At 74.7% G+C, this 15,319-nt stretch carries 12 protein-coding genes; 6 read left to right on the top strand and 6 right to left on the bottom strand.

Features of this window, described 5'->3' with window-relative positions; translation table 11 throughout:
- Nucleotides 1-489: 489 nt before the first annotated feature.
- The 5 genes from tkt to pgl all read left to right on the top strand — a co-directional run bounded on the left by tkt (nucleotide 490) and on the right by pgl (nucleotide 7,153).
- Nucleotides 490-2,583 carry a transketolase gene (tkt, locus tag HNR10_RS26355; RefSeq protein WP_179828076.1) on the top strand — a complete coding sequence of 698 codons (2,094 nt, stop codon included), beginning with the start codon at nucleotides 490-492 and terminating at the stop codon, nucleotides 2,581-2,583.
- An 88-nt stretch (nucleotides 2,584-2,671) separates the two neighbouring features.
- A complete protein-coding gene (tal, locus tag HNR10_RS26350; RefSeq protein ID WP_179828074.1) occupies nucleotides 2,672-3,778 on the top strand; it encodes a transaldolase in 1,107 nt (368 codons plus the stop codon).
- A gap of 135 nt (nucleotides 3,779-3,913) precedes the next feature.
- On the top strand, nucleotides 3,914-5,464 hold the full coding sequence (zwf, locus tag HNR10_RS26345) for a glucose-6-phosphate dehydrogenase (protein WP_179828072.1): 1,551 nt from the start codon (nucleotides 3,914-3,916) through the stop codon (nucleotides 5,462-5,464).
- Nucleotides 5,465-5,483: 19 nt separating this feature from the next.
- Nucleotides 5,484-6,404, top strand: a complete 921-nt coding sequence (locus tag HNR10_RS26340) for a glucose-6-phosphate dehydrogenase assembly protein OpcA (protein ID WP_179828071.1) — start codon at nucleotides 5,484-5,486, stop codon at nucleotides 6,402-6,404.
- A 2-nt stretch (nucleotides 6,405-6,406) separates the two neighbouring features.
- A complete protein-coding gene (gene pgl / locus HNR10_RS26335; protein WP_179828069.1) occupies nucleotides 6,407-7,153 on the top strand; it encodes a 6-phosphogluconolactonase in 747 nt (248 codons plus the stop codon).
- A gap of 46 nt (nucleotides 7,154-7,199) precedes the next feature.
- On the opposite strand, the gene HNR10_RS26330 is transcribed toward pgl, so the two are convergent.
- The 3 genes from HNR10_RS26330 to HNR10_RS26320 all read right to left on the bottom strand — a co-directional run bounded on the left by HNR10_RS26330 (nucleotide 7,200) and on the right by HNR10_RS26320 (nucleotide 9,510).
- Complete coding sequence (locus HNR10_RS26330) at nucleotides 7,200-8,675, bottom strand: UDP-N-acetylmuramoyl-L-alanyl-D-glutamate--2,6-diaminopimelate ligase (protein ID WP_179828067.1); 1,476 nt, start codon at nucleotides 8,673-8,675, stop codon at nucleotides 7,200-7,202.
- A 173-nt stretch (nucleotides 8,676-8,848) separates the two neighbouring features.
- Nucleotides 8,849-9,001 (bottom strand): hypothetical protein, encoded by a 153-nt coding sequence (locus HNR10_RS26325; protein ID WP_179828065.1) that lies wholly within the window; start codon nucleotides 8,999-9,001, stop codon nucleotides 8,849-8,851.
- 86 nt (nucleotides 9,002-9,087) lie between these two features.
- Nucleotides 9,088-9,510 (bottom strand): DUF6069 family protein, encoded by a 423-nt coding sequence (locus tag HNR10_RS26320; RefSeq protein WP_179828063.1) that lies wholly within the window; start codon nucleotides 9,508-9,510, stop codon nucleotides 9,088-9,090.
- Between the two features lie 130 nt (nucleotides 9,511-9,640).
- On the opposite strand from HNR10_RS26320, the gene HNR10_RS26315 reads away from it, so the two are divergent.
- A complete protein-coding gene (locus HNR10_RS26315; RefSeq protein ID WP_179828061.1) occupies nucleotides 9,641-10,705 on the top strand; it encodes an AraC family transcriptional regulator in 1,065 nt (354 codons plus the stop codon).
- Here the strand turns inward: HNR10_RS26315 and HNR10_RS26310 are convergent.
- From HNR10_RS26310 to HNR10_RS26300, 3 genes are all read right to left on the bottom strand, one after another.
- Nucleotides 10,627-11,025 (bottom strand): hypothetical protein, encoded by a 399-nt coding sequence (locus tag HNR10_RS26310; protein WP_179828058.1) that lies wholly within the window; start codon nucleotides 11,023-11,025, stop codon nucleotides 10,627-10,629. The two genes, HNR10_RS26315 and HNR10_RS26310, sit on opposite strands and share 79 nt — an antisense overlap.
- A 182-nt stretch (nucleotides 11,026-11,207) precedes the next feature.
- Nucleotides 11,208-12,830: an alpha/beta hydrolase gene (locus HNR10_RS26305; protein WP_179828055.1), complete on the bottom strand. Its 1,623-nt coding sequence runs from the start codon at nucleotides 12,828-12,830 to the stop codon at nucleotides 11,208-11,210.
- 197 nt (nucleotides 12,831-13,027) lie between these two features.
- Entirely contained in the window at nucleotides 13,028-15,244 is a 2,217-nt protein-coding gene (locus tag HNR10_RS26300; RefSeq protein ID WP_179828052.1) for a PDDEXK family nuclease, read from the bottom strand.
- Nucleotides 15,245-15,319: the final 75 nt, after the last annotated feature.

Genomic DNA, 15,319 nt, shown 5'->3' with positions numbered 1-15,319 from the left:
GCTCGCGCGAACCGGTCCCGGGCCCCCTCGCTGGCGAAGGGTCCTGGTCCGCGGCCCCGTGCCGCCGTCGACCGCCGGGCGCAGCAGAAGGTTCGCACACGCCCCGCCGCGCTTCCAGCCTGCCACGCTCCCGCCCCGTGCGGGCACGGCCGCCCGCGGGCGACCGCCACCGGCCCGCGCCGACGCGGTTACCCAGCGGTAATGAGAGGTGTCGGGCAACGACACCACCACCCTCGGACGATAGGCTCGCGGTTGGCCGTCCCTGTCGGGACTTACCAGACCGCCGCGGCTGTTGTCCGGGATGATGACGCAGGGACCGCAGGGTCCCGGATCCGGCGTCGGCGGTGTCGTGCCCCGCACACCCTCCGCGGGCCGTACGGCCACCGGGCCCGAGGGCTCCGGCGCCGGTCCCGATGACGAAAGCCCACAACAGCCGCCCCTCGCGCCCAGCAGGGCACGACGGGTGCCCGAAAAGGAGAACGCAAGTCCGTGAACGCCCACACCCCGCAGACACTGGAGTGGTCGGATCTCGACCTCCGCGCCGTCAACACCGTTCGGGCCCTGGCGATGGACGCCGTCGAGAAGTCGGGTAACGGACACCCCGGCACCGCGATGAGCCTGGCTCCCGCCGCCTACCTCCTCTTCCAGAAGGTCATGCGGCACGACCCGTCCACCCCCGACTGGGTGGGCCGCGACCGGTTCGTGCTGTCGATCGGTCACTCCAGCCTCACCCTGTACATCCAGCTCTACCTGGCCGGGTACGGCCTGAGCCTGGACGACCTCAAGGCCCTGCGCCAGTGGGACAGCCTCACCCCGGGCCACCCCGAGGTCGGCCACACTCCCGGCGTCGAGACCACGACCGGCCCCCTGGGCCAGGGCGTGGGCAACGCCGTCGGCATGGCCATGGCCGCGCGCCGCGAGCGCGGGCTGTTCAACCCCGAGGCCGGCCCCGGCGCGAGCCCCTTCGACCACCACGTCTTCGCCTTCTGCTCCGACGGCGACGTCCAGGAGGGGGTGAGCCACGAGGCCAGCGCCCTGGCCGCCACCCAGAACCTGGGCAACCTCATCATGATCTGGGACGACAACCAGATCTCCATCGAGGACGACACCCGGATCGCGCACTCCGAGAACGTGTTGGAGCGCTACCGCGCCTACGGCTGGCACGTGGAGGAGGTCGACTGGACCGCCACCGGCGAGTACGCCGAGGACATCGACGCCCTCTACCAGGCGATCCTGCGCGGCAAGGCCGAGACCGAGCGCCCCACCTTCATCAAGCTGCGCACGGTCATCGGCTGGCCCGCCCCGAACAAGCAGAACACCGGCGCCATCCACGGCGCGGCCATGGGCGCCGACGAGATCTCCGCCACCAAGGCGATCCTCGACCTGCCCGACGAGCCGTTCGCCGTCGAGGACCGCGTGATCGAGCACACCCGCCGCGCCCTGGACCGGGGCCGTGAGGCGCGCGCCGAGTGGGACAAGGCGTTCCAGGCCTGGCGCCGCGGCGCCGAGGAGCACGGCGAGCTGTTCGACCGCCTCCAGGCGGGCAAGCTCCCCGCGGGCTGGGAGGAGTCCCTGCCGACCTTCGAGGCCAGCGAGAAGGGCATGGCCACCCGCAAGGCCAGCGGCGAGGTCCTGAGCTCCGTCGCCCCGGTGCTGCCGGAGCTGTGGGGCGGTTCGGCCGACCTGGCCGGCTCCAACAACACCACACCCAAGGGCGAGCCGTCGTTCCTGCCCTTCGACCGCGCCAGCACCATGTTCCCCGGCAACCCGTACGGGCGCGTGCTGCACTTCGGCGTGCGCGAGCACGGCATGGGCTCGATCCTCAACGGCATCGCCCTGCACGGTCCCACCCGGCCCTACGGCGGCACCTTCCTGGTCTTCAGCGACTACATGCGCCCGGCCGTGCGCCTGGCGGCGCTGATGAAGCTGCCGGTCACCTACGTGTGGACGCACGACTCCATCGGCCTGGGCGAGGACGGTCCCACGCACCAGCCGGTCGAGCACCTGTGGTCGCTGCGCGCCATCCCCGGCCTGGACGTGGTCCGGCCGGCCGACGCCAACGAGACCGCCGTCGTCTGGCGCAAGGTCCTGGAGACCGCCGACCGCCCGGCCGCGCTCGCCCTGACCCGCCAGAACCTGCCCGTGCTGGACCGCGGCGAGTACGCCCCGGCCGAGGAGGCCGTCAAGGGCGGCTACGTCCTGGCCGAGGCCGACGGCGGCACCCCGGCGGCGATCATCATCGCCACCGGCAGCGAGGTGCCGATCGCCCTGGAGGCGCGCCGGTCCCTGGAGGCCGACGGCACGCCCACCCGCGTGGTGTCCATGCCCTGCGTGGAGTGGTTCGAGGCCCAGAGCGAGGAGTACCGGGAGCAGGTCCTGCCGTCCTCGGTGCGTACCCGGGTCTCGGTCGAGGCGGGCATCGCCATGGGGTGGCGCTCCTACGTCGGCGACGCCGGCGCCTCGGTGAGCCTGGAGCACTTCGGTGCCTCCGCGCCCTACCAGACCCTGTACGAGAAGTTCGGCCTCACCGCCGACGCCGTCGTGGCCGCCGTCCACGACAGCGCGGCCCGAGCCGGACGCTGACGTCGCGGGCCCCGCCGGAACATCCGGCGGGGCCCGCCCCCTGTGTGCGAGAGGGCGGCAACGCCCCCGTGAGGAAGGCGCGAATCAGATGAACAACGCACTCAAGGCCCTGTCCGAGGCGGGCGTGTCCGTCTGGCTGGACGACATCAGCCGCGAGCGGCTGCGCACGGGCAACCTGGCCGAACTGATGTCGACCCACAACGTGGTCGGCGTCACCTCCAACCCCACCATCTTCGACAAGGCGCTCGCCGAGGGCGACGCCTACGACGAGCAGGTCCACGACCTGGCCGTGCGCGGAGTGTCGGTGGACGAGGCCGTCCGGCTGCTCACCGCCTACGACATCCGCTGGGCCGCGGACACCCTGCGCCCGGTCTACGACTCCACCGACCGTGTCGACGGCCGCGTCTCGCTGGAGGTCGACCCGCGCCTGGCCCGCGAGACCGAGCGCACCGTCGCCGAGGCCAAGGCCCTGTGGTGGCTGGTGGACCGGCCCAACCTGATGATCAAGATCCCCGCGACCGCCGAGGGCCTGCCCGCGATCACGCGCGTGCTGGGCATGGGCATCAGCGTCAACGTCACGCTGATCTTCTCCCTGGAGCGCTACCGCCAGGTGATGGACGCCTACCTGGAGGGCATGGAGCTGGCCCGCACCAACGGCCACGACCTGTCCCGGATCCAGTCGGTGGCCTCCTTCTTCGTCAGCCGCGTGGACTCCGAGGTGGACAAGCGCCTGAAGGCGATCGGCACCGACGAGGCCAAGGCCCTGGTGGGCACGGCCGCCGTGGCCAACGCCCGACTGGCCTACCAGGCCTACGAGGAGGTCTTCTCCTCCAAGGAGTGGGAGGCCCTGGCCGCTCGGGGCGCCGCGCCGCAGCGTCCGCTGTGGGCGTCCACCGGTGTGAAGGACCCCGCCTTCGAGGACACCCGCTACGTCACCGAACTGGTGGCGCGCAACACGGTCAACACGATGCCGCAGGCGACCCTGGACGCGACCGCCGACCACGGCGAGATCACCGGCAACACCGTCCTAGGCACCTACCAGGCGGCGCAGGCCGACTTCGCCGCGCTGGAGAACGCCGGCGTGAACCTCACCGAGGTCTTCGCGCTCCTGGAGGAGGAGGGCGTCACCAAGTTCGTCGACTCCTGGGAGAGCCTGCTCAAGGGCCTCTCCGCCAAGCTCGACGCGCTCTCCTGACCCGGAGCGCCCACACCACCGGCCCGGGCCCGCACCCCTGGAGCGGGCCCGGGCGCGGCATTCCACCCCCCGGCCCCGGCCACGAACCCACCGGCCGCTCTCGACGAGGAAGAGTCCGCAGTGAAAGAACCGGTGATGCCGGGAGCGGTACCCAACCCGCTCCGCAACGCCCTGGACCGACGACTGCCCCGCATCGCCGGCCCCAGTGTCCTGGTGCTGTTCGGCGTGACGGGCGACCTGGCCCGCAAGAAGCTCCTGCCCGCCATCTACGACCTCGCCAACCGCGGGATGCTGCCGCCGGGCTTCGGCCTGGTGGGGTTCGCGCGGCGCGACTGGGAGCACCAGGACTTCGCCGCGCAGGCCTACGAGGCGGTCCGGGAGCACGCCCGGACCCCCTTCCGCGAGGACGTGTGGCGCCAGCTCAGTGAGGGCGTGCGCTTCGTCCAGGGCGACCTGGACGACGACGACGCCTTCGACCGCCTGGCCGCGACCGTGCGCGAGCTCGACGCCGCCCGCGGCACGGGGGGCAACTACGCGTTCTACCTGTCGCTGCCGCCCAAGCTCTTCCCGACCGTGGTCACCCAGCTCAAGCGCAGCGGCCTGGCCGAGTCCCCGGAGGGCGGGGGCACCGGCGGGGTCACGCCGTGGCGGCGCGTGGTGATCGAGAAGCCCTTCGGCCACGACCTGGAGAGCGCCCAGGAGCTCAACGCGGTGGTGGACGACGTCTTCCCCCCGTCGTCGGTGTTCCGCATCGACCACTACCTGGGCAAGGAGACGGTCCAGAACATCCTGGCGCTGCGCTTCGCCAACACCCTGTTCGAGCCGCTGTGGAACCGCAGCTACGTGGACCACGTGCAGATCACCATGGCCGAGGACATCGGCGTGGGCGGACGCGCGGGCTACTACGACGGCATCGGGGCGGCGCGCGACGTCATCCAGAACCACCTGCTGCAACTGCTCGCGCTGGTGGCCATGGAGGAGCCGGTCTCCTACAGCGCCGACGCGATCCGCGCGGAGAAGGAGAAGGTGCTCTCCGCGGTGTCGCTGCCCGACGACCTGGCCGCCGGAACGGCGCGCGGCCAGTACGCGGCCGGCTGGCAGGGCGGCGCCGCGGTTCCCGGCTACCTGGAGGAGGACGGAATCCCGTCCGACTCCGTCACCGAGACCTACGCGGCGCTGAAGCTGGCGGTGGGCACCCGGCGCTGGTCGGGCGTGCCCTTCTACCTGCGCACCGGAAAGCGGCTGGGCCGCCGGGTCACCGAGGTGGCCCTGGTGTTCCAGGCGGCGCCGCAGCAGATGTTCCCGCGCACCGACGTCAGCGAACTCGGGCAGAACGCCCTGGTCCTGCGCATCCAGCCCGACGAGGGGGTGACGCTGCGGTTCGGTTCCAAGGTCCCCGGCGCCACCATGGAGGTGCGCGACGTCAGCATGGACTTCACCTACGGGCAGTCCTTCACCGAGGCGAGCCCCGAGGCCTACGAACGGCTCATCCTGGACGTGCTGATCGGCGACCCGCCGCTCTTCCCGCGCCAGGAGGAGGTCGAGCTGTCCTGGCGCATCCTGGACCCGGTCGAGGAGTTCTGGGCCAAGGAGGGCCGGCCCGAGCAGTACGGGTCGGGTACGTGGGGGCCGGAGTCCGCCCACGCGCTGCTCGCCAGGGACGGCCGCCATTGGCGGCGTCCGTGACCACCACCGGGAGGGTTCGATGACGCTCTATCTGCCGCGTACCACCACGGCGCAGATCACCGAGGCGCTCATGGCCGAGCGGCACAGCGTCGGCGGCGGGGCCATGAACATGGTCCTGACCCTGGTCATCGTCACCGACGAGGCCGACCACTACGACGCCGTGCGCGCCGCGACCGAGGCCGGGCACGAGCACCCCTCGCGCGTGGTCGCGCTGATCCGGCGCGATCCGGACGCCGAGCCGGCGATCGACGCCGAGATCCGCCGGCCGGGCACGTCCGGCCCGGGCGAGGCCGTGCTGCTGCGCCTGTACGGGCCGCTGGGCCGGCACGCCGACTCCGTGGTCACCCCGCTGCTGGTGCCGGACGCACCGGTCGTGGCGTGGTGGCCGGGCGTGGGCCCGGTCGACCCGGCCGACGACCCGGTCGGCCGGCTGGCCCAGCGCCGGATCACCGACGCCCTGCGCGCCCCCGACCCGCTGCGCGACCTCGCCGACCGCGTGGCCAACTACCGGCCGGGGGACACCGACCTCACCTGGACGCGGCTGACCCCGTGGCGCTCGCTGCTGGCCAGCGCCATGGACCAGCCCTGCGGCTGGGTGACGTCGGCCCGGGTGACGGCCGAGGACCACTACCCGAGCGCCGACCTCATGGCGTCGTGGCTCTCGGACCGCCTGGAGGTGTCCGTGGAGCGGGCCACCTCCCACGGCCCCGGGCTGACCGAGGTACGGCTGACCACCGAGCACGGGGACATCACCATCTCCCGCGTGGACGGCCGGGTCGCCACCCTGTCCCGGTTCGGGCAGCCGGACCAGACGGTGGCGCTGGCCCGGCGCAGCGCCTCCCAGGCCCTGGCCGAGGAGCTGCGCCGACTGGACGCCGACGAGATCTACGAGAGCGCGGCCCGCCACCTGGGGGCCTCGCTCACCGGAAGCGGAGCATGAGCATGAGTGAACCGGAGGTCGTCCGCCGCCCCGACGGCGGGGCGCTGGCCGACGCGATCGCCGACGCGCTGGTGGAGCGGACCAACGCGGCGCTGGCCGAGCGGGGCGTGGCCCACCTGGTGCTGACGGGCGGCGGGATGGGGATCGCGGCGCTGCGGTCGCTGCGCCTGGCCGCCGAGCGCGGGAGCCTGGACTGGTCGCGCGTGCACCTGTGGTGGGGGGACGAGCGCTTCCTGCCCACCAAGGACGCCGAGCGCAACGAGACGCAGGCGTGCGAGGCGCTGATCGACCACATCGGCATCCCGTCCGACCACGTGCACCCCATGCCCGCCTCGGACGGGATGGACGGCGACCACGTGGAGCACGCGGCCACGCGCTACAAGCGCGAGCTGACGCGGGCGGCCCACGGCGAGGCGTCGGTGCCCGACTTCGACGTGTGCCTGCTCGGCGTGGGGCCGGACGCGCACGTGGCGTCGCTGTTCCCGGGCCTGCCGGAGGTGCGCGAGGACGAGGCGTCGGTGGCGGCGGTGCGGAACTCGCCCAAGCCGCCGCCCCGCCGGATCACCCTGACGATGCCCGCCCTGCGGTCCGCACGCGAGGTGTGGGTCCTGGCCTCGGGCGAGGGCAAGGCCGAACCGGTCCGCCTGGGACTGGCCGGGGGCAGCACGGACGAGGCCCCCGTGGCCGGGGCGCGGGGCAGGGAGCGCACCCTGTTCTGGGTCGACGAGGCCGCCGCCGCGCGGATCTGACCGCGGGCCGCCCCGGGTGCGCCCGGGGCGGTCGGCGGCGCGGGGATCAGGCCGGGGAGAGCTCGCGCACGGTGGCCATGTCGTCGAAGGGCAGCCGGTCGTCGCCGACGATCTGGTGGGTCTCGCTGCCCTTACCCGCGACCAGGACGACGTCGCCCTCGCGGGCGCCGGAGAGCGCCAGGGCGATCGCCCCGTGCCGGTCCCCGACCCGCTCGAAGGGCGTGCCCGTCCGCCGGAGCCCGTGGGCGACCTGGTCCATGATCGCCTCGGGGTCCTCGTGGCGCGGGTTGTCCGAGGTGAGGACGCACAGGTCGGAGTGGGTGCCCGCGATCTCGCCCATCCAGGCGCGCTTGGTGGTGTCGCGGTCCCCGCCGCAGCCGAAGACGGTGATGACGCGGCCGGGGGCGAAGCCGCGGATCGTGGCCAGGACCTTGTCCAGCGAGTCCGGTGAGTGGGCGTAGTCCACGATGACCGAGACGCCGCCGGGCGCGGCGAAGTGCTCGAACCGGCCCGGGATCTGCGGCATCCGCTCCAGCGCCGCCAGCAGGGCCCCGAGCTCGTGTCCGAGCAGGTGGCAGGCGGCGAGGGCGGCCAGGGCGTTGGACACCGAGAAGCGGCCCGGCACGGGTACGGCCGCCGGGTACTTGCGGCCGTCGTGGTGCAGGACGAAGCGTGTCCCCGAGGCGTCGACGACCAGGTCGGTGGCCCGGTAGTCGGCCCGCGCGTCGATGGCGTAGGTGGTCACCGCGCCCGGCATCAGGGCGGGGATCCCGGCGCCGACGGGGTCGTCGGCGTTGACCACCGCGCGGCGGCACATGCCGCCGAACAGCAGCAGTTTGGCGTCCCGGTAGCTCTCCATCGTGCCGTGGTCGTCCAGGTGGTCCTGGGACAGGTTGGTGAACACGCCCACGTCCACGAACGACCCGTCCACCCGGTGGCCGAGCAGCCCCATGGAGGTCGCTTCCAGGACGACGCTGTCGCAGCCCCGTGCGCGCATCCGCGCCAGGAGGTACTGCAGGTCCGGGGCCTCGGGCGTGCTCAGCACCGACGGGGGCATGGGGATCCGGTCGTCGCCGGTCCGCGCGCCGGAGGTCCCGATGACGCCGACCCGGGCGCGTTCGGCGATCCTGAGCAGCGACTCGAACATGGAGGACACCGACGTCTTGCCGTTGGTGCCGGTCACGGCGACGACGTCCATGCCGCGCCCCGGCTCGCCGTGGTAGCGCACCGACACGAACGCGACGGCGGTACGGGCGTCGGGCACGCGCACCACGCACACGCCGGCGGCGCCGGGTCGGGCGCCGACGGGTGCCTCCCCCTCCACCAGGACGGCGACGGCGCCCCGGGCGATCGCGGTGTCGAGGCCCTCCGTGCCGCCGGCCGGGTGCCCCGGCAGGGCGACGTAGAGGGATCCGGCCGTCACCCGGTCGGCGTCCAGGCAGGGCGGCGCGGTGACCAGGACGTCCCGGTCGCCGCGCAGGACCTGGTGGTCGTGGCCGTTCAGCAGTTCACTGAGTTTCACAGCGGTCCCTTCGGGAGTGGCGCGGCCGTCGGAGGGCCTGCACCGGTGGGCGCGGCCGACGGGGTCACCGCGGGCCGGCGAGGGGTGGGGCGGACCGCGCGGATCGGGATCGCGGGTGCCGCGGAGGGGCCGCCGGAACGGCGGGCGGGGCCGGAGGAGGGGCGGTGAGGTCGCTAGCCGTGGCCGTGCAGGGCCCGCAGGCCGGTACGGGGGGCCTCCGGCACGACGGAGGTGGACCGGCTGACCGCCGCGGCGGGGCGGGCGGGCGCGAGCATCACGCGGGAGGCCCGGAGGGGGCCCTGCTTCACCGCGTGTGCGTCGTCCATACCCGGAGTGTACGCGCATGCCCAGCGCACAGGGGCGGGCCGGGCCCCGGAGTACCACCGGGGACCGGCCCGCCGCCCGTTCGGGGTCAGGCGCTCCGCGCGGAGCGCCAGAACACCGGGACGAGGATCGCGGCCGCCACGACGTGCGTGGACAGCAGGACGGCCTCGGTGGCGGCGTCCCCGCCGACGGACATCGAGGGCAGGAAGGACAGCAGGAGGACGACCGCCGCGACGGTGGTCCACACCGCGCGGGCGCGGTCGCCCAGGACGAGTTCGGCCAGGGCGAGTGTGCCCCATCCGAGGAGCCCGAAGACGGCGGTCCACAGGGCGAAGGCGGCCACCGGGACCGGGCCGGGGTCCATGCCGGGCATGGCGATCACCATGCTGACGCCCGCCAGCGGGGCCAGGGCGCCGATCAGGGCGTTGGCGACGGTCGCGGCGGCGACGGCGCCCAGCCTGAGGGGCCAGGCGCGGCGTGCGGTCGTGGGGGAGGTCGTGGTCGTGGTCATGTTCGTCAGTCCTGCCTCTGGTAGGTAGGCCACCGACCGTACTCACGTGCGGAGAGACTTCCAATGCGTGAGGCGATCCCTTCTATACTCGATCGTCCACCGGGGTGAGTCCCTGGGATACGATCACGGCATGGACGTGCTCAGCGACGTGATCACCACCGTGCGGACCGGACGGCCGGTCGCGGCCCGGGTCGAGTGGTACGCACCCTGGGGCCTGCACCTGCCCGGGAGCGGCGGCGGGTCGTTCCAGGTCGTCCTCCAGGGCGCGTCCTGGCTGTTCGTGGAGGGTGAGGAACCCCGCCGGCTGGCCGTGGGCGACGTGGTGCTCCTCCCGCACGGGCAGGGCCACACACTGGCCGACTCCCCCGACACCCCCGTCACCGACCTGCACGAGGCGCTGCGCCCGGGCGAGGGCGGGGACGGGGCGGGCCGCGGCGGGGGCCGTCCCGGCGCGCCCGTGGCCGAACTCGTCTGCGGACGCGGGGGCCTGCGGCCGTTCCGGACGGCCGCGCTCGGCGACCGTGACGCAGGCGGCCCGCCCGCCTGCGTCACGGTCGGCGGCTCCTACCACTCACGTCCGGCCCGGCGGCATCCGCTGCTCACCGAGCTCCCCCGGGTGGTGCACCTGCCGCACCGGGTGGGGGCGCGCGCGGAGCTGGCGGCGGCCGTGGACCTGCTGGGCGGCGAACTGGACCGGCCGCGGCAGGGCAGCGACGCGGTCATCCCCTCCCTGCTGGACATGCTGCTGCTGTTCATCCTGCGTGCGTACCTGGAGGAGCAGGGCCCGGAGCGCACCTGCGGGTGGGTGGGCGCACTGCGTGACCCGGCGGTGAGCGCGGCGGTCCGCGCGGTGCACGAGGACCCGGCGCACCCGTGGTCGGTCGCGGAGCTGGGCGAGCGCGCGGGGCTCTCCCGCGCGGCCTTCTCCAAGCGCTTCACGGGCATGGTCGGCCAGTCCCCGCTCGCCTATGTCACCTGGTGGCGGCTGACGACCGCCGCACACCTGCTGCGGGAGGGAGAGCTGCCGCTCGGCGCGATCGCGGCGAAGGTCGGCTACCGGTCGCAGTTCGCCTTCGCCAACGCGTTCAAGCGCGAGTTCGGCGTGGCGCCGGGACGCTACCGCGCGGGCGCGCCGCCGGAGGACCTCGAACGCCACGTGAGCGCGGCGAACGGCGGCACGCACACCAGAGCGTAGGGGGCCGGTCCCAGGAACACCCCGAGGGGGTCGCCCGTCAACAGCGGGGCGATCCCCGCCGGGACCAGCAGCGCCGTGACCACCGCGGCCGCCCCCGCCGTCCACACCGCCCAGCGCGGCCGGGCCGGCCGGTCCCCGTGCCGCGCGAGGGCGACCGCCGCGGCGGCGAAGCCGAGGGCCATCAGGGACGGCACGGCGATCCAGGCCGCCAGGCCCGCGCCGAACGGCCCCTGGGCCGTGGCCGAGACGACCGCCACGTGGGCGCACCCCAGAAGGAGAGCCGCCCCCGCCGCCGCGTAACCGAGCCGCGTGTCCGTCATGGTTCCCCTTCCGTCACCCTCCAGCCTGGCCGGAACGGCGCGGCCGCGCCTCCCCCCGCCGGGGGACGACGCTCCCTCCCCGGAGGGAGCGCGGCGGGACGGTCGCGCGGAGGGATGGCGCGGGGCACGGGAGGATGGCGCGGACGGGTCGCGCGGAAAGGCGGCGCGCTCCCTCCGGGCCCCTACAGCTCGCCGGGGCAGGACAGCCCCTCCTCGGGCACGGTCAGGTCGATGAGGTAGTCGTCGACCGCGTCGTCCACGCACGCGCTGATGCCGTAGCCGTAGATCGTGTGGCCGCCGCCCTCGTAGGTCACCAGGCTCGCCGTCTCCAGCTGTTCCGCCAGCTCCTGTGCCCACACGTACGGCGTCGCCGGGTCGCCGAGCGTGCCGACGACCACGATCGGCGGCGCGTCGGGGGCGGTGAACCCCGTGGGGGCCTCCTCCGTCTCGGTCCAGTAGGCGCACGGGACCACGGCCCACACCCCGCCGCCGAAGTGGGGCGTGGCCTCGGCCTCGCGCACGGTGGCCTCGCGGTAGGCCTCGATGTCCTCGGGGTCGTCGCGGTCGGCGCAGTTGATCGCGGTCATGGCCGCGGTGTCGTCCACCGGCGCGTCCTCGTCGGCGCGGGGGGCGGCCGCGGTGCCGGCGGTCTCGAAGGCGTAGTCGTACAGGTCGGGGAACCAGGTGTCGATCGCCTCGTCGTCCTCCCGCTGCACGGCCAGGACCGCCTGGGCGATGTCCTCCCACAGGAACTCGTCATAGAGCGCCATCATGACCATCCACGAGAAGTCGCCGGAGGCGACGGGCTGCTCGTCGACCATGGGGGGATCGGCGTCCAGGCGGGCGAGGACCTCGTCCATGTCCGCCTCCGCGCCCCCCAAGCTGTCGAAGGGGCACTCGGCCATGTCGGACACGCAGTACTCGACGAAGAACTCCCACGCCTCCTGGAAGCCCACGGCCTGCTCGTAGGCGGACTCGGCGTTGCTGTGGTCGGTCTCGACCGCGCCGTCGAGCACCAGGGCGCGGGTGTGGTGCGGGAAGGTCTCGGCGTACAGGGCGCCGACGTACGTGCCGTAGGAGAAGCCGAGGAAGGTGAGCGCGTCGTCGCCGAGCGCGTCGCGGATGATGTCGAGGTCGCGCACGACGTTCACGGTGCCGATGTTGCGGAGGAAGTCCTCCCCCGCGGTGTCGGCGCAGGCGTCGGCGTACTCGCGCGCGGCCTCCTCCAGCGGCGCCAGCTGCTCGGGGACCAGGTCCTCGGGTTCGGTGCCGGCCATCGTGACCATGGCCTGGTCGATGGCGTCCCAGTTCCCGCACTCCAGTCCCTCGCTCTCGCCCACGCCGCGCGGGTCGAAGGAGACCAGGTCGAACGAGGCGCGCACGCGGGGGCTGAGCGTCTCCCAGAACAGGGCCTCCGAGCCGGTCACCCCGGGTCCGCCGGGGTTGATGACCAGGGAGCCGATCCGTTCGCCGTCGCCGGTGGCGGGGGCGCGGACGAGGTGGAGGTCGATGGTGCGGCCGTCGGGCTCGCGGTAGTCGAGCGGCACGGCGACGGTGCCGCACTCCAGGGCCGCCAGCCAGTCGCGCTCCCCGCCCTCCTCGACCGCCGCGTCCAGGTCCTCCCCGGTGTGGCAGGCCGCCCACTCGACGTCCTGGCCCGCGAACCGCTCCGGCTCGGCCGGCGTGTCCGTCGACCCCGCCTGCGACGGGCCTCCGGCCGTCGGGAGGAGGTCGAGGACGGCGGTGCACCCGCTCACCACGACCATGGCCAGACCGGCCGCCAGGGCCCTTGCGCCGTACCGCATGCGGCGGCTCCGTTCCTTCGTGCGCGGCTCCGGGGCGAGCCGAGCGGGGATGTCGCCGACAAGGACGGGCACGAACCGGATGCGGTTGGCGCGCCGCGTGTCACGACCGCGACACGGTACCGGGACGGCCCTCCCGGGCCGCCATCGGCCCCCTGTGGACGGTCCGCGGCGGACGGACCGCGGCGGGCGGTCCGCGTTCAGAGCCGGCTGACGTCCGTGGACAGGAGCGGGGGCAGGTCGCCGGGGGCCGCGGCCACCAGGAGCGGCCGCAGCGGATCGCCGAACACCAGGCCCGCCCCGGGCTCCCGCTCGCGCGGGTCGGCGTGGGCGATCCACTCCACGAGCTCGCCGGCCCGACCCAGGTCCGCACCCGGCCGGCTGAGCGCCAGGACCGTGCCCGCCACGTCGCAGCGGACGCCCAGGTGCGTGGTGGCGGCGAAGACGCTCTGCGCCCACGCCCCGCGCGAGACCGGGCGGGGCTCGGCCCCCGGTGAGCGCAGGCGCCGCCAGGCGGGGGCGGCCAGGCCCACGGCACGGTCGCCGAAGGTGAGGACGAGGCTGGGGCGCTCGTGCGCGGTGACGGAGGCGTCGGGGTCGGGCAGGGAGGCGTCCATCCACACGCGGACCGGCCCGGAGGCGGCCCGAATGAGTTCGGCCCGGGCCGCGTCCAGCAGTTCGGTGTCCACCTGGGTGCGCGCCACCGGGCCGACCCGTGCGTCCAGTGGTCCCTCCAGGGGCGCGTATCCGGGCAGGACCAGGGGCCAGTCCACCGCGGCCCGGCCCCTCAGGGCGGTCTCGCCGTGGGCCATGCACACGATGGAGCGCCGGTGGACCACCTGGTAGGTGACGCAGGCGCCGACCTCCCGCGCCGCCAGGGCCAGGCCCAGGCTCATCGCCTTGGTACCGGTGGTGATGTCGGCGATCACCGGCGAAGGCGCCTCCCCGTCCCCGGCGGCAGCGGCTCCGGCCCCCTCTGCCCCGGCCCCCTCTGCTCTGGCCTCCTCGGCCGCCAGCCACTCCAGGGCCACGGCAGCGACCGCGTCCGCGTCGGAGCCCTCCACGGGGTCGGCCGTGAAGCGGACCCGGTCGCGGTAGCCGGCCTCCTTGAGACGGGCCGCGTCCGGCCGCGGGTCGTCGGGGCGCTCGGCGGCGTGGAGCGTACGCGCGGCGGACTCGCGGACGTGGTCGCGCACGCTCTGCCGCGAGGGCAGGACGAGAGCCCGGCCGGGACGGTGGGCGTGCAGGGCGGTGAGGGTGCCCAGGCGGCTGCCGCCGAGCGAGGTGACCAGGAGGGGGCGTGCGCCGGGACCGGGGTGGCGCGCCGGCGGGCGGGGCCGGGCGGCCGGCGGCGCGGGTTCCGGACCGGGCCCGGCGCCCTGCCGCGCGGGCGCGCGCACCGGCGCCGGCGGAGGGAAGAAGGCCTTCCGCAGGTCGTCGAAGGACGTGAGGCGGCCGAGGAAGTCGGCCATGCTCCACACGTGGACCTGGCGGGCGGTCAGCGCGGGGTTGACCGCGGTGACCTGCTCGCGCAGGCTCGGCACGGCGGGCCCGGTGTGGACGAAGAGCACCTGGGCGGCCGTTCCGAAGACCCGGCGCGCCTTGGCCACGGTCCACCCGGCGCGGGCCACGACGTCGCCGGGCCGGGTCTTGGCCTCCACGCACAGCACCCGGTGGCCGTGCCGCACGAGCGCGTCGAAGTCGGCGATCGAGCCGTCGGCGTGGAAGGGGTCGGCGACGCGGCGGGGTCCGAGCACCTCGGTGTCGGGCGCGGCGGCCAGGTGGCGGCGCAGGTGCGACAGCACGCGCCCCTCGGCGACCACACCACGGCGCACCGCGGGCGACAGGTTCGGGTACCGGGCGTCGAGGGCCTGTCGGCCGCCCTGGGCGACCAGGCGCACGGGTTCGGGATCGCGGTCCTCGCACCACTCGGCGCCGTGCACGCGCGCCAGGGTGCGCAGGTCCACGCGGCCGGTCACGACCGGGCGTTCGGGCCAGGCGGGATCGTGGGTGCGCAGGGCGTCGCGGCCGGCGTCGAGGTAGTGGCGCCACTGGCGGGTCGACGGGTGGCGGTCCGCGGGCAGCGCGCCGTCGTGGAAGAGCGCCGCCGCCACGCTCATGACCTTCGTCCCGCCCGTGTAGTCCAGGAACCAGGGGCGTCCGCCCAACGAGCGGTGGACGGCGGCCAGCGCGTCCTCGGCCGCCCGGAAGTCGTGCGGGTCCGGGCCCACGCTGAGCACCCGCACCGAGGCGGTGTCGGTCAGCGGCTCCACGGCCGCGGCCACCCGGCGCGCCACCGGCAGGGTGCCGTCGCTGGCCACCAGGACGAGCCGCTCGGCTCCCAGGGTGAGCGCGGACAACAGGGCGGGGGTCGGACTCCGCCCGACGAGCACCACGGCGGCACGGGGGCTGTCCACGGCCTCCCTCTCGGTCCGGGGCGTGTGCGCGGGTCCACGGTACCGGGCCGCGACGGGCCCGGGCGGTCCGTGCCG

Origin of the sequence: Nocardiopsis aegyptia (assembly GCF_013410755.1) — a bacterium.
Taxonomy (GTDB): domain Bacteria; phylum Actinomycetota; class Actinomycetes; order Streptosporangiales; family Streptosporangiaceae; genus Nocardiopsis; species Nocardiopsis aegyptia.
The sequence above is the reverse complement of the archived record's forward strand: the minus strand, read 5'-3'. Positions and strand labels throughout refer to the sequence as shown.